The organism is Dactylosporangium sp. NPDC049742 (assembly GCF_040674675.1).
Lineage (GTDB): Bacteria > Actinomycetota > Actinomycetes > Mycobacteriales > Micromonosporaceae > Dactylosporangium > Dactylosporangium maewongense.
The window spans coordinates 18,127-36,576 of record NZ_JBFANF010000010.1 but is presented as its reverse complement, the minus strand read 5'-3'; the positions used below and the strand labels follow the sequence as shown (position 1 = coordinate 36,576).

The 18,450-nt window shown below is 72.6% G+C and carries 16 protein-coding genes and 1 pseudogene; 6 read left to right on the top strand and 11 right to left on the bottom strand.

Going from position 1 to position 18,450, the window contains the following annotated elements:
• Positions 1-91: 91 nt before the first annotated feature.
• The 3 genes from AB0J72_RS15355 to AB0J72_RS15345 all read left to right on the top strand — a co-directional run bounded on the left by AB0J72_RS15355 (position 92) and on the right by AB0J72_RS15345 (position 4,057).
• Positions 92-1,438: an aldehyde dehydrogenase family protein gene (locus tag AB0J72_RS15355; protein ID WP_363399033.1), complete on the top strand. Its 1,347-nt coding sequence runs from the start codon at positions 92-94 to the stop codon at positions 1,436-1,438.
• Positions 1,435-2,514 carry a zinc-binding dehydrogenase gene (locus AB0J72_RS15350; protein WP_363399031.1) on the top strand — a complete coding sequence of 360 codons (1,080 nt, stop codon included), beginning with the start codon at positions 1,435-1,437 and terminating at the stop codon, positions 2,512-2,514. The genes AB0J72_RS15355 and AB0J72_RS15350 overlap by 4 nt, the downstream gene beginning before the upstream one ends.
• Positions 2,515-3,130: 616 nt before the next feature.
• Positions 3,131-4,057 carry a DUF559 domain-containing protein gene (locus AB0J72_RS15345; RefSeq protein ID WP_363399029.1) on the top strand — a complete coding sequence of 309 codons (927 nt, stop codon included), beginning with the start codon at positions 3,131-3,133 and terminating at the stop codon, positions 4,055-4,057.
• On the opposite strand, the gene AB0J72_RS15340 is transcribed toward AB0J72_RS15345, so the two are convergent.
• From AB0J72_RS15340 to AB0J72_RS15300, 9 genes and pseudogenes are all read right to left on the bottom strand, one after another.
• Entirely contained in the window at positions 4,005-4,802 is a 798-nt protein-coding gene (locus AB0J72_RS15340) for an alpha/beta fold hydrolase (RefSeq protein ID WP_363399027.1), read from the bottom strand. The two genes, AB0J72_RS15345 and AB0J72_RS15340, sit on opposite strands and share 53 nt — an antisense overlap.
• Complete coding sequence (locus tag AB0J72_RS15335) at positions 4,799-6,241, bottom strand: NAD(P)/FAD-dependent oxidoreductase (protein WP_363399025.1); 1,443 nt, start codon at positions 6,239-6,241, stop codon at positions 4,799-4,801. Before AB0J72_RS15335 ends, AB0J72_RS15340 begins: the two co-directional genes overlap by 4 nt.
• Before the next feature lie 69 nt (positions 6,242-6,310).
• Positions 6,311-8,023 (bottom strand): hypothetical protein, encoded by a 1,713-nt coding sequence (locus AB0J72_RS15330; RefSeq protein WP_363399023.1) that lies wholly within the window; start codon positions 8,021-8,023, stop codon positions 6,311-6,313.
• Positions 8,024-8,043: 20 nt separating this feature from the next.
• Positions 8,044-9,051, bottom strand: coding sequence for a hypothetical protein (locus AB0J72_RS15325; RefSeq protein ID WP_363399021.1), 1,008 nt, complete (start codon positions 9,049-9,051; stop codon positions 8,044-8,046).
• Between the two features lie 61 nt (positions 9,052-9,112).
• Entirely contained in the window at positions 9,113-9,796 is a 684-nt protein-coding gene (locus tag AB0J72_RS15320) for a hypothetical protein (RefSeq protein ID WP_363399016.1), read from the bottom strand.
• Positions 9,797-9,805: 9 nt separating this feature from the next.
• The gene (locus AB0J72_RS15315) at positions 9,806-10,315 is read right to left on the bottom strand and encodes a hypothetical protein (protein WP_363399014.1); all 510 of its coding nucleotides are present in this window, start codon (positions 10,313-10,315) and stop codon (positions 9,806-9,808) included.
• A gap of 43 nt (positions 10,316-10,358) precedes the next feature.
• Positions 10,359-11,522, bottom strand: a complete 1,164-nt coding sequence (locus AB0J72_RS15310; RefSeq protein WP_363399342.1) for a peroxidase family protein — start codon at positions 11,520-11,522, stop codon at positions 10,359-10,361.
• Between the two features lie 118 nt (positions 11,523-11,640).
• Positions 11,641-12,282, bottom strand: a pseudogene (locus tag AB0J72_RS15305) (peroxidase family protein); the annotation flags it as partial.
• Positions 12,283-12,562: 280 nt separating this feature from the next.
• Complete coding sequence (locus AB0J72_RS15300; RefSeq protein WP_363399012.1) at positions 12,563-13,690, bottom strand: damage-control phosphatase ARMT1 family protein; 1,128 nt, start codon at positions 13,688-13,690, stop codon at positions 12,563-12,565.
• A 30-nt stretch (positions 13,691-13,720) separates the two neighbouring features.
• Here AB0J72_RS15300 and AB0J72_RS15295 point away from each other — a divergent pair, with 30 nt between their 5' ends.
• The 3 genes from AB0J72_RS15295 to AB0J72_RS15285 all read left to right on the top strand — a co-directional run bounded on the left by AB0J72_RS15295 (position 13,721) and on the right by AB0J72_RS15285 (position 16,603).
• Positions 13,721-14,017, top strand: coding sequence for a YkvA family protein (locus AB0J72_RS15295; RefSeq protein ID WP_344503430.1), 297 nt, complete (start codon positions 13,721-13,723; stop codon positions 14,015-14,017).
• A gap of 121 nt (positions 14,018-14,138) precedes the next feature.
• A complete protein-coding gene (locus AB0J72_RS15290; protein ID WP_363399010.1) occupies positions 14,139-15,194 on the top strand; it encodes a hypothetical protein in 1,056 nt (351 codons plus the stop codon).
• 269 nt (positions 15,195-15,463) lie between these two features.
• On the top strand, positions 15,464-16,603 hold the full coding sequence (locus AB0J72_RS15285; protein ID WP_363399008.1) for an alanine--tRNA ligase-related protein: 1,140 nt from the start codon (positions 15,464-15,466) through the stop codon (positions 16,601-16,603).
• On the opposite strand, the gene AB0J72_RS15280 is transcribed toward AB0J72_RS15285, so the two are convergent.
• Both AB0J72_RS15280 and AB0J72_RS15275 read right to left on the bottom strand, forming a co-directional pair.
• Positions 16,540-17,718, bottom strand: coding sequence for a substrate-binding domain-containing protein (locus AB0J72_RS15280; RefSeq protein WP_363399006.1), 1,179 nt, complete (start codon positions 17,716-17,718; stop codon positions 16,540-16,542). The two genes, AB0J72_RS15285 and AB0J72_RS15280, sit on opposite strands and share 64 nt — an antisense overlap.
• Positions 17,621-18,304 (bottom strand): hypothetical protein, encoded by a 684-nt coding sequence (locus tag AB0J72_RS15275; RefSeq protein WP_363399004.1) that lies wholly within the window; start codon positions 18,302-18,304, stop codon positions 17,621-17,623. The genes AB0J72_RS15280 and AB0J72_RS15275 overlap by 98 nt, the downstream gene beginning before the upstream one ends.
• Positions 18,305-18,450: the final 146 nt, after the last annotated feature.

Sequence of the window (18,450 nt, the reverse complement as noted above, 5' to 3'; positions counted from 1 at the left end):
CCATGAGCGGGCAGCGGAGCGGCTCGGGCCGCTCATCAGCATGGCAGGTTCGGCTCAGGCCGACGCCTGGAGCGCAGCGGAAGGTGGCGGCATGAGCATCGACGTCTACAACCCGGCGACCGAGGAGGTCATCGGGTCCGTTCCGGAGACCGATTCCGTGGACCCGGCCGTTGCCGCCGCCCGGGCCGCCCTCGGGCCGTGGTCGGCGCTGCCGCGGGCCGAGCGCGCCGCACACCTGGCGGCGCTGCGCGACCTGCTCGCCGCGCACGCCGACGAGCTCGCCGGCATCATCACCGCGGAGATGGGCGCGCCGGTGGCCATCGCCCGCAAGGTGCAGGTGGGCCTGCCGATCGCGGTGCTGTCCTCGATGGTCGACCTGCTCAACCGCGACGAGTGCGAGGAGCGGATCGACAACTCGCTCGTCGTGCGCGACCCGGTCGGGGTCGTCGCGGCGATCACCCCGTGGAACTACCCGCTGCACCAGACGGTCGCGAAGCTCGCCCCGGCCCTCGCCGCCGGCAACACCGTCGTGCACAAGCCGAGCGAGGTCGCGCCCCTGTCCGCCTTGCGCCTCGCCGAGCTGGTCCGCGAGGCGGGGCTGCCGTCGGGCGTGTACAACCTGGTCACCGGCTACGGCGACCCGACCGGTGCGGCCCTGGCGGGGCACCCCGGGGTGGATCTCGTGTCGTTCACCGGGTCGACGGGCGCCGGCCGTACCGTGGCCGCCCTCGCCGCGTCGCATCTCGCGCGGGTCTCGCTCGAGCTCGGCGGGAAGTCCGCCAACGTGATCCTGCCGGACGCCGACCTGGCCACCGCGGTGAAGGTGGGCATCGGCAACTGCTACCTGAACTCCGGCCAGACCTGCACCGCCTGGACCCGCCTGCTCGTGCACGAGTCCCAGCACGACGAGGTGGTCGACCTGGCCGTCGCGGCCGCTTCGAAGTACACCGTCGGCGACCCCACCGACCCGGCGACCCGTCTCGGTCCCCTCGCCTCCGCCGCCCAGCGCGACCGGGTGCGGTCCTACATCGCGCGTGGGGTCGCCGACGGTGCCCGGATGGCGCTGGGCGACGGCTCCGTGCCCGACGTCGGCTACTACGTGGCGCCGGTCGTCTTCGCCGGCGTGGACCCCGACTCCGTCATCGCGCAGGAGGAGATCTTCGGGCCGGTCCTGTCGATCATCCGGTACCGCAACGAGGACGACGCCGTCCGCATCGCCAACGGGACGCCGTACGGCCTGGCCGGCAGCGTCTGGTCGGGGTCCTCCGAGCGTGCGCTCGCGGTCGCCCGCCGCCTCCGGACCGGTCAGGTCGACGTCAACGGCGGCTCGTTCAACCCCCTCGCGCCGTTCGGCGGGATCGGGGACTCCGGATACGGGCGCGAGCTCGGCGTCCACGGCTTCGAGGAGTTCACGTCGGTGAAGGCGATCCAGCTGTGACTTCCGCGCTGGTACTGCGAGCGGTGGACGGTCCCGCCTCGGTCGAGGACGTCGTGCTGAACCCCGTCGGCCCGTCGCAGGTGCGGGTGCGCCTGGCGGCGGCCGGGGTCTGCCACTCCGACCTGTCCCTGGCCAACGGCACTCTCCGCCAGCCGTTCCCGGTGGTGCTCGGCCACGAGGGCGCCGGCGTCGTCGTGGAGGTCGGGTCCTCCGTCTCGGACATCTCGGTCGGCGACCACGTGGTGCTGAACTGGTCGCCGCCGTGCCGCTCCTGCTGGTTCTGTTCAGCCGGCGAGCCGTACCTGTGCTCGCACGCCGACGACGCCCGCGGGGTACCCTATGCGCGCACCGCGCTCGGGGACGACCTCTACGCGGGCCTCGGCACCGGGGCGTTCGCCACCGAGACGGTCATCGGCGCGCACGCCTGCATCCCCGTCCCGGCGGACATCCCGCTCGACGAGGCGGCCCTGCTCGGCTGCGCGGTCCTCACCGGCGTGGGGGCGGTCCTCAACTCCGCCCGGGTGCGTTCCGGGGAGTCGGTCGTCGTGATCGGCCTCGGCGGCGTCGGTCTCGCTGCGCTGCAGGGCGCCCGCATCGCCGGGGCGTCCACGGTCATCGCCGTCGACGCGTCCCCGGCGAAGTCTTCGCTGGCGCTGTCGCTGGGCGCGACCCACTTCCTGGCTCCCGGCCCGTCGCTGGCCAAGGAGGTCCGCGCGCTGACCTCCGGCCGGGGCGCCGACCACGCCATCGAGTGCGTGGGCCGCGCCGCGACGATCCGCGCCGCCTGGTCCGTGACCCGCCGCGGCGGGCGTGCCACCGTGCTCGGCCTGGGCTCCAGCGCCGACGAGGTGACGTTCAACGCCCTGGAGGTGGCGTACTTCGCCCGGACGCTCACCGGATGCATGTACGGCAGCACCGACCCCGCCGTCGACGTGCCCGTGCTGCTGTCGCACTACCGGTCGGGGGCGCTGAACCTGGCCGCCCTCGTCACCGACCACGTCTCCCTGGCCGAGGTGCCGGCCGCCTTCGACCGCATGCGGTCCGGCGTCGGCGCCCGCACCCTCGTGCGGTTCTGAGGTCGCTCCGGGCGCCGCACCCACGCTCCCAACCCGGCGAGGGCCGACGGAGGCGGGTGCGGCCGCCCGCCGACGGCCGCCCGCCGACGGCCGCCCGCCGACGGCCGGGCCCGTCGCGGGCCCAACGCCCGCTCTATGCGCCTCTGGCGCCCGCATCACCCAGGACATGGCCGCCACCACGAGCGCGACTGCTCAGCGCCTCCTCCTCCTCGAACCACACCTCGCGGCCTCCCGCCACCTTCACAGACATTGATCAATGCCCCAACTTGTCCCATCTGCGCCATCGACACCCCGCCACCCCTCGAACCACATCTCGCAGCAGCCGCTGGCACCACCTCCAGCACCGCGCCTCGGGCCACACCCCACCTCGAACCACACCTCGCGGCCGCCCCCCCCATGCACAGACATTGATCAATGCCCCAACTTGTCCCGTTTGCGCCATCGACGCTGCGCGATCCACCCACAAAATGATCTCTGAAATGCGGGTGGATCGCGCAGCGTCTATCCGATGCGCGATCTACCGTGACCGTTTCGCGGTTGTCCACAAGCGGGCAGATATCCACAGATCGGCGCAGGTCGCGGAGCGCGAACAGCGTGGGCGGGGCAGCATTCAGGCATGCACCGGTCACTCCAGCAGTTCGCCGACGCCAACGACGGTGTCGTGCTCCGACGCGCCGCTGTCCGCGTCGTCGATCGGGTTGTTGTCGACCGTGCCGCCGGCAGCGGCCAGATCGTCAGGGTCTGCCCGAAGACGTTCGTCGACTCGGCTCTGGCTGACGACAGGCGGGCACTGCTGCGGGCCGTCGCCCGGTATGGCGGCGAGAGCGGCGCGCTGTCACACACCAGCGCGCTGGAGGTGTGGCGGCTTCCCGCGCCGGCCACCGGCCCGATCCATCTCACCATCGGGCCGGGACACTTCCTGCGCGGAGCGGCGGGCGTCCGCGTCCATCGCCGGGTGGCCCCGCTGGACGACGTCGTCGTCCGCGACGGGTTGCGGGTCGTCCGCGTCGAGCGGGCGGTGGTCGACAGCTGGCCGTTGCTGGAGCGGGACGTGGGGCGTGCGTCAGCGATCGTCGCGGTCAACCGCCGCATGACGACACCCGTTCGGCTCGTGGCTGCCCTGGATCGCGCGCCACGGATCGGTGGGCGGCGCGGGCTGGCGCGGCTGGTCGAGCTGCTGCAGGCGGGGTGCAGAAGCCAGCTCGAGCTGTGGGGGTATCAGCGGGTGTTCACGGGTGCGGGATTCGAGGGCCTGCGATGGCAGGCACCGGTCAGGGTTGGCGGGCACACGGTGTACATGGACGCCTTCGACCCGCGCACCGGTGTCGACTTCGAGCTCGACGGCACGGAGTTCCACGCCGGTCTCGCCGATCGGGAGCGGGATCTGCGCCGCGACACGGCGCTGCAGGCCGAGGGGCTGACCGTCGTGCGGTTCACCCACGCCCGCCTGCGCCACGATCCTGACGGTGTTCGGCGTGAGGCGCTGGCGGTCATGAATGCGCGCGCGGCTGGACGGTCGCGGCGGTGGTCGTATGCAGAATGACCTCCGCGACCAGGGTGGGGTTGTCGCTCATGGGGACGTGGCCGCAGCCGTCGAGGGCGACGTGGCGGGCGCCGGGGAGGCGTTCGCGGGCGACGTCGGCCTGGACCGGCAGGAAGATGCGGTCCCGGGAGCCCCAGGCGACGGTGACCGGGACGTCGGGGCGGGCGGTGTAGGCGTAGGCGCGGCCGTGACGGGCGACGGCGCCGAAGCCCTTGCCGCCGCGCAGGGCCAGGGTGTCGGCGAGGGCGCGTTCGGCGGTGAGGACGCTCGGGTCGCGCACCAGCCAGCCGAAGGAGAATGCCTTGCCGAAGCCGGTGCGGTAGAAAGCCTTCAGCAGCGGCGTGGGGGTGAAGGCGCCGGCGCGGTGGCCGCGCAGGATGCTCAGCGCGCGGCGCACCTGGGCGGGGGTGCAGAAGCCGGCGGGCGACAGGGCGGTCGCCGAGCGGGCGTGGCCGCCGGCAGCGAGCTCCAGGGCGATGGCACCGCCGAGGCTGTTGCCGGCGACGTGCGGCCGGTCCAGGCCCGTCTCGGCGAAGTATCCGGCCAGGGCCGCGACGGCGCTCGGCATGCCCTGGTTGTCGGCCGGGGCGGGCGAGCGGCCGAAGCCGGGCAGGTCGATCGCGATCACGTCGTGGTGCTCGGCGAGCAGGTCGATGACCGGCTCCCAGGCGCGCCAGTGGTGGCCGATGCCGTGAATGAGCACGAGCGGCTCACCGGTTCCCTTGCGGACACTGTGCAGGGTCATGCGGTCACCTCGTATGCCGTGACGTCGAAGCGCTTCATCCGCTGCCGGAAGCGCCAGGTGGACCCCGGCCACAGGGTCGAGTTGCGGCCGGTCGTGTCGATGTACCAGCTGCTGCAGCCACCGGTCGCCCACACCGTCTTCGCCATGCGGCGGTCGACGGCGGCGGTGAAGGCACGCTGCGCCTCCGCGCGCGGCTCGATGCTGCGCGCGCGGTCCAGGGTCTTCAGGGCGCCCAGGACGTATTCGATCTGGGCCTCGATCATCAGCACGACCGAGTTGTGGCCGAGGCCGGTGTTAGGGCCGAGCAGGAGGAAGAGGTTGGGGAAGCCGGCGACGGTGGTGCCGCGGTAGGCCTGCGGGCTGCCCTGCCACACCTCGGCCAGGCTGCGGCCGTCGCGGCCACGGACACGTTCGGAGATGGGGAGGTCGGTGACGTGGAAGCCGGTACCGAAGATGATGGTGTCGACCTCGTGCTCGACGCCGTCGCGGGTGACGATCCCTTGTGGACGGACCTCCGCGATCGGCTCGGTCACCACGTCGACGTTGTCCCGGGTCAGCGACGGGTAGTAGGTGTTGGACTTGAGGACCCGCTTGCAGCCCATCGCGTAGCCCGGGGTCAGCTTGGCGCGCAGCGCCGGGTCGGTGACGGCGGAGCGCAGGTTGCGCAGCGCGATCCGTTGCGCGAGCCGCATCACGGGCGGGCGGAGGAAGCCGATGACCGTGGACTCGATCGCCCAGTAGACGATCGTGCGCATCAGCCGCTGCGAGCCGGGGATCCGCCTGTACAGCGTGTGCTCCCAGCGACGCAGCGGGCGTTCGTTGCGCGGCATGACCCACGCGGCCGTGCGCTGGAAGAGGGTCAGGCGGGCGACGGAGGGCTGGATCGCCGGCACGAACTGGATCGCCGACGCCCCGGTGCCGATGACGGCGACCCTGCGGCCGGTCAGGTCGAGGTCGTGGTTCCAGCGGGAGGAGTGGAAGGTCTCGCCGCGGAAGGTCTCCAGGCCGGCGAGCTTCGGGACGACCGGCTCGTTGAGCGGGCCACCGGCGCTGATCAGCACGGCGGCGGTCCACTCGCCGCGGGACGTCTCGATCCGCCAGTGCCCGGCGGCGGCATCCCAGCACGCGAGCCGCACGTCGGTGTCGAAGCGGATGCTGGGCCGCAGCCCGAAGCGGTCCGCGCAGCTTCGCAGGTACTGCCAGATCTCGGGCTGCGGGGAGTAGGTGTTGCTCCAGGCCGGGTTCAGCGCGAAGGAGAACGAGTAGACGTGCGAGGGCACGTCGCACGCGCAGCCCGGGTAGGAGTTGTCGCGCCAGGTGCCGCCGAGGTCCGCCGCCCGTTCGAAGACGACGAAGTCGTCGTGGCCGCGCTGCTTGAGCCGGATCGCGGCGCCCAGGCCGCCGAAGCCCGCACCGACGATCGCGATCCTGACGTGCATGCAGCCTCCCTGGTACCGACTGGTACCAGGGAGGTTACCACCGGGTATCTTCGCGGGGAAGCTATCCGGTCACAGGCCGAGCAGGCGGTCGAGGAAGTCGCGGTACTGGCGCACCGCGGCCCGCAGCCGCTCCGTGTCCTCGCTGCCCTCCTGCTGCCAGGCGCTCAGCTGCGCCCGCTGCGACTCGAGGGCCCCGGTGACGGCCGTGACCGCCTCGGTGACGAGCTGGTCGGCCTCGCCGGCGACGGACCGCGGGTCGTCGATGAAGCGCAGCTGCAGCTCGCGCCACCGTTCGCGCAGGCCGTCGGCGGCGCCTTCGGCCCAGATCGCTCCGACCGGCACCGTCTCGACCGCCCCGGGCCGCAGGTCCTGCCCGGCCCCGCTCTCCGCGCCGGTGGTGTCGCCGTCCGCCGCACCGGCCGGCACGGGGACCGCGACGACGTCGCCGGCGTCGAGCGCCTCGCCGCCTTCGAGCGCTTCGCTGCTGGCGTTGCCCTCGCCGGCGGTGACGGGCTCGTCGGTCACGACTGGGTCGTCGGTCAGGACCGGCCCGGCGAGGGTGCCGTCCCGGCGGTCGTCCGCGGTGTCAGCATCGGTGTCGTCGGCGACATCGACATCCGCATCGACGTCGGCACGGTTGCCCGTAGCCGCGTAGGCGGAAGCGTCGTCGGCGTGGGTGAAGGCGGACCCGTCATCGTCGGCGCGCGCGTAGGTTGGCGCGTCGTCGGCGCTGGCGTCGTCGGACGCGTCGTCGGCGCGGGCATCGCCGGACGCGTCGTCGAAGCGCCCGTCGGTGTCGGCGTCGCGCGCGTCGGAAGCGTCGTCGGTGTGGGCGTCCGTCAGGACGGCGGTGTGGGTGTCGCGCGTGTCGGAAGCGTCGTCGTCGGTGCGGTTGTCGGCGAGGACGGCGGTGTGGTCGCCGGTGCGGGTGTCCAGCTGATCCTCCGGCAGGGAGCCCGCCCGGAGCTGGGTCGCGTGCTCTGCGGCCCACGCACGGTCCTCGGCGTCTTCCGCGGCGGCGGCCGCCTCCTCGTCGCGCTCGTTGGCCCGCGACTCGATGTCCGCGGGGACGAAGTCGGCGTCGCCCCGGGCCTCGTTCTCGTCACGGGCCGCGATCTCCTCGGCCGTCTCGTCACGAGCGGCATCGCCGGTGTCCGCCTCCTCGCCGGCCCAGTCACCGCCCCGATCGTCGGCCCGGTCGGCGGAGCCGTCGTCGGTCCGGTCGGCGGAGCCGCCTCCGGTCCAGTCGGCGGAGCCGCCGTCGGCCCGGATGTCGGACCTTTCGTCGGCCAGCGTGTCGTCCAAGCGCTCGTCGGCGGCCCGGTCCTCGGTCCAGTCGGCGGAGCCGAGCGTGTCGTCCAAGCGCTCGTCGGCGGCACGGTCCTCGGTCCAGTCGGCGGAGCCGTCGGACAGGGTGTCATCCGAGCGCTCGTCGGCGCGGCCCCCGGTCCAGTCGCCGGAGCCGTCGGCGCGGGTGTCGTCCGAGCGCTCGTCCTCAGCGCGGTCTTCGGTGCGCTCCTCTTCCAGGGCCTGATCGTGGTCGACGACCTCGACGTCGTCGCGGTCGGCGATGCCGTTGTGGTCGGCGTCGGTCAGGGCGTTGCCGGAGGCGTACGTTCCCGCCGAGTGTGTCTCGCCGTCTCGCTCGTCGTCGGCGTGGGCGTCGGTGTCGTGGTCGGTGTGGGCGATGCCCACGGCGGTGTCGTCGGTCCTGTCGTCGTCGGAGGGGTGGCGGGGGCCGGGCACGTGCGTCTCGTCGAGGTTGCCGCGTTGATCCTGCATCGGGGGTTCCTTTCCCGGCCCTACGACCGGCGGCTGGTGTCGCGGGGAACGTCCTCGGGGTCGCGCTGCCCGGGCACGTCGGTGTCGCGCACGGCGGAAGCGTCAGCCGCGTCGTCGGCACGGACAGCGCCGGCACGGACATGGTCGGCACGGGCGTCGCCGGCGCGGACCGCGTTGGCACGGCCGTCGTCGGCACGGACGTCATCGGCATGGGCCCGATGAGCACGGACGTCGTCAGCGCGGACGTCGTCAGCACGGACGTCATCGGCACGGGCCGCATGAGCGCGGACATCGTCAGCGCGGACGTCATCGGTGCGGGGCGCATGAGCGCGGACGTCGTCGGCACGGACGTCGTCGGCACGGACGTCGTCGGCACGGACGTCGTCGGCACGGACGTCGTCGGAGGCGGCGGCGCTGGAGGTAGCCGCGCCGGAGGTAGCAGCGCCGGAGGTAGCAGTACCGGAGGGGGCCGCGGATGAGGGGGTGGCGCCGGGGGTGGCGTCGACGCCGAGCAGGTCCGAGAAGAGGGTGCGGTAGTGGACGACGGCTTGGCGCAGTTGCTCGGTGGTGGCCTCGCCGCGGTCGCTGAGGTCGCTGATCTCGTGGGCGTCGCGGTAGTGGCCGAGGGTGCGCGCGTGCTCGACGGACAGGTGGGCGACCTGCTCCTCGTACTCGCCGGTCGGGTAGCCGCGCTCGGCGACCAGCTCGGTGACGAGGGCGTCGGCGTCGCGGACGGCGCCGGTGGGGTCGTCGAGGAAGCGGGCCTGGATCTCGGTCCACGCGGTGGTGTACCGGGTGCGCGCCTCCGGGGTGAGCTCGCGCAGCTCCAGCTCGGCGTGGCGGCGCTCCCGCTCGCGGAGCTCCCGTTCGGCGGCGGCGCGGCTGTCACCCTCGGCGACGGCCCGGTCGTACTCGGGGCCGAACCGGTGCTGCAGCGCCCGCCGCCGGGTGACGAACCAGATGCCGTAACCGATCGCCGCGATCACCAGGAGCACGACGATCGTGATGAGAACTTGAGTGGTTGTCATGGCGGTCCTCCTTCACAGGAGGTATGCCCGCCAGACAGTGCGGATCAAACGAAACCAGTAACTATGGACCGACGAGGTGGGTCAGGAAGTCGCGGTACCCGTGGACCGCCGCCCGCAGCTGCTCGGTGTCGTCCCGGCCGCTGGCGCGCCAGGTGCTGAGCTGGTCCTTGCGGGCGTTGAGCGACGCGGTCACCCCGGCGAGGGCGTCGTCGACGAGGCGCTCCGCCTCGCCCGCCGCGGTCTGCGGGTCGTCGACGAACCGCAGCTGCAGCTCCTGCCAGCGGGCCCTGACCTCGTACGCGTGACCCTCCGACGTCAGGGAGGACGCGGACGAGTAGTAGGAGCCGGGCGCCGGCACGGAGGACATCGGCGACGGCATCGAGGGGACGCCGGCCGCGGCGCCGTAGGCGGCCCCGTACGCGGGCATCTGCGCGCCGTTGACGGGCATGCCGTTGCCGTTCGGGGTGGGCATGCCGGGCATGGCGCCGGGCATGGCGACCCCGGGCATGCCGGTGCCGGGCACCGCCGCTCCGGGCATCGCGGCGCCGGGCATCGCGGCGGCAGGCATGCCGGTGCCGGGCATCGCGGCTCCGGGTGTCGCGGCCACGGGCGGGCGGGGGGTGGGCGGGGCCGACGAGGCCGTCGTCTCCTCCTCTTCCTCCTCCTTGCCGCCGCGCAGCAGGATCCAGCCGCCGACCGCCAGGGCCAGCACGACCAGGCCGATCGTGATCGTCGTCGAGTTCATGTGGACCCCCTAGAGGCCGAGGATGCGGTCGAGGAACTCGCGGTAGTCGCGCAGCGAGGCGCGCAGGTTCTCGGTGTCGAGTCCGCGGGCGGCCCGCTGCTGGTGCAGCTGGCTGCGCCGGGCGTCCAGGGAGGTGGTCAGGGAGCTGACCGCCTCCTGGACGAGCCGTTCGGCCTCCGCGGCGACCAGGTGCGGGTCGTCGAGGAACTTGGCCTGCAGCTCCTGCCACCTGCCGCGGATACGGTGCCGGTCGCTGTCGTTCCACAGGGTCGCCAGGGCCGCGGCGGGCGTGCCGCCGGTGTTCGCGCGGAACGGCACGCCGTTGGTCTGCCCGCCGGCCGAGGCGGCGGAGCCGCTGGTCTGCGCGGACGCACCGCTGATCTGCCCGGCCGCACCGCTGGTCGGGCCGGACGGGGAGGAGGTCTGCCCGGTCGAGGAGGAGGGTGGCGCGGGCGCCGGCGGCTCGTCGTCAGGCTGAGGCGCCAGCTCCGGCACCGACTCGTCGGCTTCAGGTTGCATTGCGAGGTCCTACCCAGGCCCACGGAACAAAACCAGGAAAGCGTCAGACCAGGAACACATCCGGCGCCAGGTCTGATCGCGCGATGTCGGTGTTCAGGGCGATGATGTCACCCAGGGAGCGGCGGAAGTCCACCCCGTACACCCGCCTGATCATCTCCAGTCCGGGGTCGGTGCGGTAGAAGAAGCGGTCGCCGTCGCGCAGCGCCTGGAACTGGCGGCTCCAGATCGCCAGCTGCAGCTCGCCGAACTCGGTGCCGCGCAGGTGCGGCTCGGCCACCATGCCGACGAACGCGTCGACCCGGTCGACGGAGCCGTACACCGCCTTGAGCCGGGCGGCGAGGGCGGTGCGTCGCACGCCGCGGGTGACGGAGGTCGACGCCTCCTCCGACGCGGGGTCGACCCGCTTGCCGGCGGCGTCGAACAGGGCGACGAAGTCCAGCGCCGACGGGTCGTCGACCTCTTTGCCGGCGGTCAGCTGCGGGTCGCGTGGCCACTCCTCGGTCGCCTCGCCGGTGATCGCCCGGAACGTGCGGCGGGCCGGCAGCCCGTACGCGCGGCGCAGCTGGTTGTATCCGGGGATGCCGTGGTCGCGGCCGCGCTGCACGTCGACGGCGCCGAGGTCGACGACGCCGCGGAAACATTGTGGGAGGGTCGGGCCGTCCAGGCACCGCGGGTTGCCGGCGACCGGGACCTGGAACAGGACGCTGCGCAGCTGGTTGTCGATCTGCTCGTCGTTGCGGTACTCGGCCTCGGCGCCGATGCCCCGCAGCAGCGGCCCGAGCTGCAGCGCCGGGACGAGGTCGGGGTTGAAGTAGGCGACGTTGAGCGGGACGGCCAGCTCGACGTCGGCGCCGTCGGCCTCGACCTGTACGCCGCCGCGGCGCAGCTGGTCCAGCACGACGGCGCTGTAGCGGCCTGCGGCCGACGAGACCTCCAGCTCGCCGTGGATCATGCTGTGGGCGCGGTACCCGACGGTCGCGAACTCGTTGGACAGCGACGCGTCGACGTCGGGCCGGTAGCCGCGGTACCTCGGCAGGGTGACGCCGAGCGCGGGCAGGAACTGCTCGTAGGTGATGAACTGCTGCTCGGCGATGACGACCCGGCGGGCGATCTGGAAGCGCTGCTCGGCGCTGAGCGTCGCGGGCAGCAGGTCGACGACCCGGTTGTGCTCGCGGGCGAAGAGCGTCTGGACGGCGGTGAGCCCGATGTTCTCGTTGGCCCGCTGGTCGCCGGCGACGACCGCCCGGCGCGGTGCCGGGGTCGCCGCGGCTGTCGCGGCGCGGCAGGTAGCCCTCCTGCAGCAGCAGGTGCGGGCCGTTGTTCGTCATGTCGCCGTCGACCGGGCCTTCCCGCAGCCATTCGAGGCGTTCGCGGGTGCCGCCGTACACCGCCCAGGCGTCGACGTAGGAGCTGACCAGGTTCGTCTGCTGCCGTGGCCCCCGGCCGGGGGCGGGCTTGGAGCGGGTGAACGGGATGCCACCGAGCGTGTTGGTGAACGACTCGAGCGGGTCGGCGGCGCTGAACGCGATGTCGGCCTTCTCCGCGGTGCCCTCCTCCCGCAGGCCGATGGTGTGGTCGACGAACTGGCCCCAGACGAAGCCCCACTGGCTCACCCGGCGGTCGGAGAAGATGTTCTGGTTCGTGTCGTTGAAGACGCGGTTGCTGACCCAGCGCACGTCAGGGCCCTGCACCAGTGCGGACCGGCCGTCGGCGTAGCGCGCCGGCGCGACCCTGCTGTACGGCTGCCCGGCGCTGCCCCACCGGGGGTGGGCCCGGTTGTTGCCGGACCCGTCGAGGCTCTGCACCTCCAGGTCGACGCCCCCGCCGCGCCCCGGCGGCCGGTGCCGGCCGGAGAACCCGGGTGCGACGTCGGCGGCGAGCGCGACGGCCGTGCCCCCGGCCGCCGCCACCGCCAGCACCACGACTTGCACGGAGAACGGGACGAGCTTGCCGATGCGATGACCCATGACTCCTCCACAGGTGCGACCGCCTCGCCGATGGCAATGCTTCGCCGCCCGTACAGGAGCGTCAATGAAGGGGTCTTCAAGTCTGTCTTAAGGCTTGCAGCGACCGACATGTCGGAAATTTCCGGGCTACGAGCGCCATCGATGCGTGACCGCCACCACCCTTGAGGGGTTTCGCAAGCCGACCGCAAGTGGCCGCCAAGTGGCGCCCGGCAGAGTGCTCAACATGACGACGAACCGCAGCATCTGGGCCGGCCCGACCTTCACGACCACCGCCACGGTGTCAACCCCGCACTTGGACCATGGCAAAACTGCCGCTGGTGCGCCATGACGCGGGTAGCTTCGCCTCGACGCCCGCGGCCAACCCGGCGACCACGTCCGACTTCACCGTTCGCAGGGCCGCGACCGGCCCGGGAAAGTATGCGGTAAGACCCGAGAACGACGTCTCCGGCGCCCAGTCGCGATCGCCCACCAGGCGCCGGTAGTTCAGATCCCCCTTGAGGATGGTCAGCGTCGCCGCCCCGAAGCGGGCGGCGAGTCCGGCGGGCATCGCCGGAAACTCCAGCGGCGCGCAGTAGAACGGGTCGGTGACGAGCTCCAGGCTCCCGGCCCGCAGCGCCTCCCACAGCCGCCCCCCGATCTCGCTGCCGTCGCCGAAGCGCCGCAGCTCCGCCAGCACGTCCGCGGTGAGCGCGTCGGAGACGAAGTACGGCGCGGGCTTGACGTGCAGCTCGACGCGGGCGGCCCGGCCGGTGCGCAGCAGGAAGTCGATGAGCACCAGGTCCGGCAGCAGCTCCCGGCCCGCGTTGTCGGCGACCACGCAGACGGTGCCGCCGCCGCTTGCAAGCCACTTCCAGAGCCGGTCGGTGTCGTCCGCCACGAGCTCGGCCTGCATGTCGGCGAGTCCGTGCGCGAGCTGGAACCCCAGATCGGCCCGGTTGCCCCACAGCGCCGCCGCCACCAGCGCCGCGGCCTGATCGTCCTCCGGCAGGGCCTGCAGCGCGTCGAGCGCCGCGAGCTCCGCCGGACCCGGCAGGTCAGCGGCCTTCTGCGGCCCGAACGGGTCGATCCCCTGCCACGGCCCGGGCTCGTGGTAGCCGGTAGCGTGCAGCAGCCGCCGGTAGAAGTAGTTCTCCGCCCACAGGAACGGCACCTCGAACAACGACCGCCCGAAGTACGGCTCGCCCCACCGGTCCCAGTCCTTGCAGTCGTGGGCGTCGCGCGGCAGCGGGGTCACCGTGGGGTCCTGCAAGATCCTTGCAAGCGCGTCCCGGACCGGCGCGGCGAACGGGAAGTCCGCGAGGATCCTGGCCACGATGGCCGGGTGGCGGTCCCGCAGGACGGCGGCGGCGAACGACGCGGGGTCGGCCCCGGTGATCGGAGGCGGCGTGACGGGCGGCGTGTCGGGCATGGTGCGAGTATCACCCGTAGACTCACGCCCATGGACGACATCGTGTTCTACGGCCTCATCGTGATCGGCGGGCTGCTGCTGGTCGCCATGCTGGTCACCGCGATCGTCCTCGCCACCCGCGTCTGGAAGACCGGGAAATACCTGCAGGCGATGGGCGCCGGCGGCAAGTTCGCGTTCTGGGGCGCGATCATCTACACCATCTCCCCGGTCGACCTGCTGCCCGACCCGATCTACCTCGACGACGTCGGCGTGCTGGGCGCGGCCCTGATCTACCTGACCCGCCTGGCGGCGAAGCACCGGGAGCGCCCGCAGCAGAAGGTCCGCTGACACCGGCAATCACCCCATACGACTCTTTGTGCGGCGCCGCGCCGCGAGTCCTCGATCCGACCGTTACCAATCCACACTGGTCGATACGCTGCCCTCCCCCTTCCCAGGATGGAGGCAACGTATGAGGTTCAGACGACTGACGGGTGCCGTCGCCGTCATGCTCGCCGCCGCGCTCACCGGCGCCCTCGGCGCCGCCAGGCCGGCCGCCGCGCTGCTGCCCGACGCGTTCGGGTTCGCGCTGTGGTCAGGCGGCGTCGTGTCACAGCAGTGGCCGGCCGCGACCACCGTCACCCCCAGCGGGGTCGGCCGGTGGCTGGTCAAGTTCCCCGGCATCGCCGCCGCCGGCGGCGTCGTGCACGTGACCGCCGTGCACGACGGGTTCGCCACCCCACCCGGCCGCTGGTGCCAGGCCGAGGCGTGGGGCCCCTCCGGCCCGGACGAGCTCGTCAAGGTCAGCTGCTACCGCCCCGGCGGGATCCTCGACTCGCAGCCCGGCTTCTCCGTGCAGTTCGCCCGCAGCTCCGGCGTCTTCGCCGCCGCCCGCTTCGGCTACGTGGACGCGAACAGCGCCGGCGGGATCATCACCCAGTACAACACGACCGGTGCCGCCAACACCGTCACCAACGCCGGCGCCGGCCTCTACTCGGTCGGGCTGACCGGCCTCGGCACCGCCGGCCCGCAGGCCGGCAACGTCCAGGTCACGGCCGTCAACCCCGCCGCCGGCGCCCGGTGCAAGGTCGCCAGCTGGCAGTCCTCCGCCAACGGCCAGTTCTTCCGCGTCTACTGCTTCAACTCCGCCGGCGTGCCGACCAACAACCACTTCACGCTCACGTGGACCTACCAGCGCGCACTGTACGGCGGCGCCTCCCCGCCCTACCGGTTCGGCTACCTCTGGAACACCCCGCCGCTGGGCCCGCCCCTGACGAACTTCAACTCCGCCGGCGGCGGTGGCACCCTGGCCGGCGGTCCCCCGATCTGGACCGTCACGTTCGCCTCGATCGCCGCCCCGCCCGGCAACGTCCAGGTCACCGCGTTCGGCACCACCCCGGACTTCTGCGGCCTGCACTCGCCGTGGACGCCCGGCGCCGGCGCGCTCGGCATCCGCGTCAGCTGCTTCGACAACGCCGGCGCCGCCGTCAACAGCGGCTTCACCGTCGAGTACTCATCCCGCTTCTGAGGACCGACTCCGAGGGCAACTCTGAGGAGCAACCTGAGGAGCAACCTGAGGAGCAACCTGAGGAGCGATCTGAGGGGCAGCCGCTGAGGTACACTCTCCGCATGCGTATCAGGCGTTTCGTTGCCGCGGCCGCGCGAGCTCACCGCTCGCCGGACGCTGCTGCCTGATCTTTCCTCCAGTTCAGCCGGCGACCGGAAACGGTTCGCCGGCTGTTTCTGTATGCGCTGCCGGGTCCCGTCCTCCGGTCCATTCCCCGAAGGGCCCCACCCATGGACACCCGCCAGATCGTCAGCACGTTCCTCGACTTCTACCGCGAGCGCGGCCACGAGCTCCTCGGCGACGCGACGCTCATCCCGCCGAAGGACGACCCGGTCCTGTTCACGAGCGCGGGCATGCACCCGCTCACGCCGTACATCGAAGGGAAACGGCATCCGCTCGGCCGCCGCCTCACCGGGGTGCAGCGATGCCTGCGCACCACGGACCTCGAGGAGGTCGGCGACGACACGCATCTCACGGTGTTCCAGATGCTGGGTTCCTGGTCGCTGGGCGACTACGGCGGCGACCAGAGCCTGCGCTGGGGTTTCGAGTTGCTCCGCGACGGGTTCCAGCTGCCGGTCGAGCGGCTGCACGTCACGGTGTACTCCGAAGACCCGCGGTCGCTGGAGACGTGGCGGCAGCTGGGCGTACCGGCGGAACAACTCGGCGACGAGAACTGGTGGTCCAACGGTCCGACCGGCCCCTGCGGCCCCGACTCCGAGATCTTCGTGTGGACCGGCGACGGCCCGCCCACCGGTACACCATCCACCGACGACAACTGGGTCGAGGTGTGGAACCACGTCATGATGCGCCACCGCCGCCACCCCGACGGCAGCCTGAGCCCGCTCGAGCAGCCCGGCGTCGACACCGGCATGGGCCTGGAGCGCATGTCCATGGTCCTGCAGGGCCGATCGTCGGTCTTCGACACCGACGTCTTCGAGCCGTGGACCCGCACGGTGTCGTCCCTGTGGACCCCGTCCCGGCTCGTCTGCGACCACCTGCGCTCGTCCGCGGTCGTGATCGGCGACGGCGTCCACCCCTCCAACACCGGCCGCGGCTACGTCCTGCGCCGCCTCATCCGCCGCACCCTCACCGAGCTCTGGCGCGACGACCCGTCCCGGACCCTCGGCGACCTGCCCGTCGAGCCCCTCGGCGAGACCGTGTCCCAGTTCTCGCTGCGGGTCGATCCTCTCTATGTTCATGACGTCCTGGTGTACGAGGAGCGGCGCTTCCAGGCGCTCCTGCGTCGCGGTCGCCCCCTCGTCCAGCGGCTCCTGCTCCGCGGCCCCCTCACCGACGACGACTTCCACTACCTGCACGACACCCACGGCATCCCCCGCGACCTGGTCGAGGAGGTCCTCACGGCGGCGTAGTTCAGGTGAGCGTCAGGGTCAGCGTCGCGGCGTAGGTCCCCGGCAGCGTGCTGTCGGGGACGGCGAGGGTCAGGGCGGCGAAGCAGTGGAACGTGCCCGCGCTGCGGCCCGCCGCCGACGCGCAGAGGGTGGCCCCGCCGGCCAGCCCACCGGAGCCGGGCACCACCCGTGCGCCCGCCGCGGCGTGACCGGAGCCGCCTGCGTCGTACGCGGCAGGGTCCCACCCCAGCTGCGCGCCGGCGATGGTCGCATCCGGCCGGGCTCGCGGTCACGCACTGCGTGCCGCTCGCCTGGTTGTCGCACTCCGGCGGCTGCGGGGCCGTCGCCGGCAACGTGTCGGTGCCGTCGGCGGCGAACGTCGGGTTCTCGCAGCCCGCGAGCGGGTCGGCGCGGGTGACCGCGCCGGGGATCCGCTGCAGCTGCTCGAGCCCCGGCCGCACCAGGTTCACCGGCAGCGGCGCGAAGCCGAGGAGGTCGAGGTCGCGCTGCCCGCGGCACAGCGCGTGCCGGCCGAACTCGCTCAACGTGAGGCCGCTCGCCTCGGTGAAGCCGGCCCCGGTCGTCGTCGGCACGATCAGCGACGCGTAGGACGACACCGGGTACGCCCGCCGGTCCTGCCCGGCCCCGGACAGCGCCACCCCGACGGCACCCGCGGTCGGCGCGATGTAGTACCCGGCCTGGTTGCGCACCTTCGCGACGGGCAGCCTTCTCGCCAGCGCGTACGCGTACTCCACGTAGCCGATCATGCCGTCGCCGCCCGGCTGCGCCACCGTCGCGGCCAGCAGGTTCGACCCGGCCCGGGCCACCTGCCCGCCGACCGGGAACGTCAACGTGCCCCCGCAGGGCGCCGGCCGCCCGTGCGCCTGACAGTAGGCGTCCCACCGCTCCGGCTGCCGCTCGCTCATCCACCCCGTGAACGCCGCCGTGGTGCCCGACCCTTCCTCGCGCACCACGGGCCTGATCGCCCGCGCCGGCAGCCTGATCCCGGGGTTCTCGGCTGTGACTGTCCCGGCCCCGCTACTGCCAGACGAGTCGGTCTGCCCAGGACGTGTCGCCTCGGGCGTACCACTGGAATGCCTCGATCGCGTCGTCGACTTCCCAGACCGTCGTGACACCGCCGCGGTCCGTGTCCGGGTCGGTGTGTTCCAGCCCGTACCAACCGTTCGCACCCGGGGGCTGCCGGCGGAGCTCGACCTGCAGGTACCGGCCGTCACCCCACCACAGCATCGCGAAGTGGTTGGCGGCGGACAGCCGCCGCAGGGTCGCCGCGATGTGCCTCGGGGTGGGGTTGACTGACCGGGCACCGTCGCACGACACCAGCAACAGGCGCGTGCCGGTGCGGACGAAGTCCGGGACGCTCGTGGCACCGGTCCGCGGGACGTGACAGACCAGCTCGTGACGCCCGGCCATCTCATGCACGAACCGGACCGTCTCGCCGGCGTCACCCGAGACGATCGTCATGAAGACCGCCACGGGCGTCGTGGCGATGTCCGTCGCCCACGGTTCGTGCCGAACACCGCCCTCGTCGGCGGTGCCACCCACAGGGAGACCGCCGGTCAGCTCCTTGTAGAACGCCCACGCCCGCGGATGCATCGGCGGGATGTCCTCGACGGCTTCGGCGCGGAGGTCCTCGTACCGGTCGGCCGCCCGCTCGTCGGTGATCGGCGCGGCCTCGAACCAGACGCCCAGCTCGATGCTCATCGGGTCCCCCACGCCGCGCAGTGTCCGCCGAACCTAGCCCATCGCACGAGGCCCGCACCATGAGCGGCCGCGAACCCCTGGCGGCCGGTGAACCCGTCTACCTGACGCCGACCACGAAGGGCGCGGCCCTGGAGTGCTGGTCACAA

Coding starts and splice junctions, on each gene's coding strand:
- AB0J72_RS15300 (WP_363399012.1), bottom strand. CDS start 13,690: ATGCCCGACACGCCGCCCGTCACGCCGCCTCCGATCACCGGGGCCGAC.
- AB0J72_RS15340 (WP_363399027.1), bottom strand. CDS start 4,802: ATGACCCTGCACAGTGTCCGCAAGGGAACCGGTGAGCCGCTCGTGCTC.
- AB0J72_RS15320 (WP_363399016.1), bottom strand. CDS start 9,796: ATGAACTCGACGACGATCACGATCGGCCTGGTCGTGCTGGCCCTGGCG.
- AB0J72_RS15290 (WP_363399010.1), top strand. CDS start 14,139: ATGAGGTTCAGACGACTGACGGGTGCCGTCGCCGTCATGCTCGCCGCC.
- AB0J72_RS15330 (WP_363399023.1), bottom strand. CDS start 8,023: ATGCAGGATCAACGCGGCAACCTCGACGAGACGCACGTGCCCGGCCCC.
- AB0J72_RS15325 (WP_363399021.1), bottom strand. CDS start 9,051: ATGACAACCACTCAAGTTCTCATCACGATCGTCGTGCTCCTGGTGATC.
- AB0J72_RS15345 (WP_363399029.1), top strand. CDS start 3,131: ATGCACCGGTCACTCCAGCAGTTCGCCGACGCCAACGACGGTGTCGTG.
- AB0J72_RS15335 (WP_363399025.1), bottom strand. CDS start 6,241: ATGCACGTCAGGATCGCGATCGTCGGTGCGGGCTTCGGCGGCCTGGGC.
- AB0J72_RS15285 (WP_363399008.1), top strand. CDS start 15,464: ATGGACACCCGCCAGATCGTCAGCACGTTCCTCGACTTCTACCGCGAG.
- AB0J72_RS15315 (WP_363399014.1), bottom strand. CDS start 10,315: ATGCAACCTGAAGCCGACGAGTCGGTGCCGGAGCTGGCGCCTCAGCCT.
- AB0J72_RS15275 (WP_363399004.1), bottom strand. CDS start 18,304: ATGAGCATCGAGCTGGGCGTCTGGTTCGAGGCCGCGCCGATCACCGAC.
- AB0J72_RS15295 (WP_344503430.1), top strand. CDS start 13,721: ATGGACGACATCGTGTTCTACGGCCTCATCGTGATCGGCGGGCTGCTG.
- AB0J72_RS15355 (WP_363399033.1), top strand. CDS start 92: ATGAGCATCGACGTCTACAACCCGGCGACCGAGGAGGTCATCGGGTCC.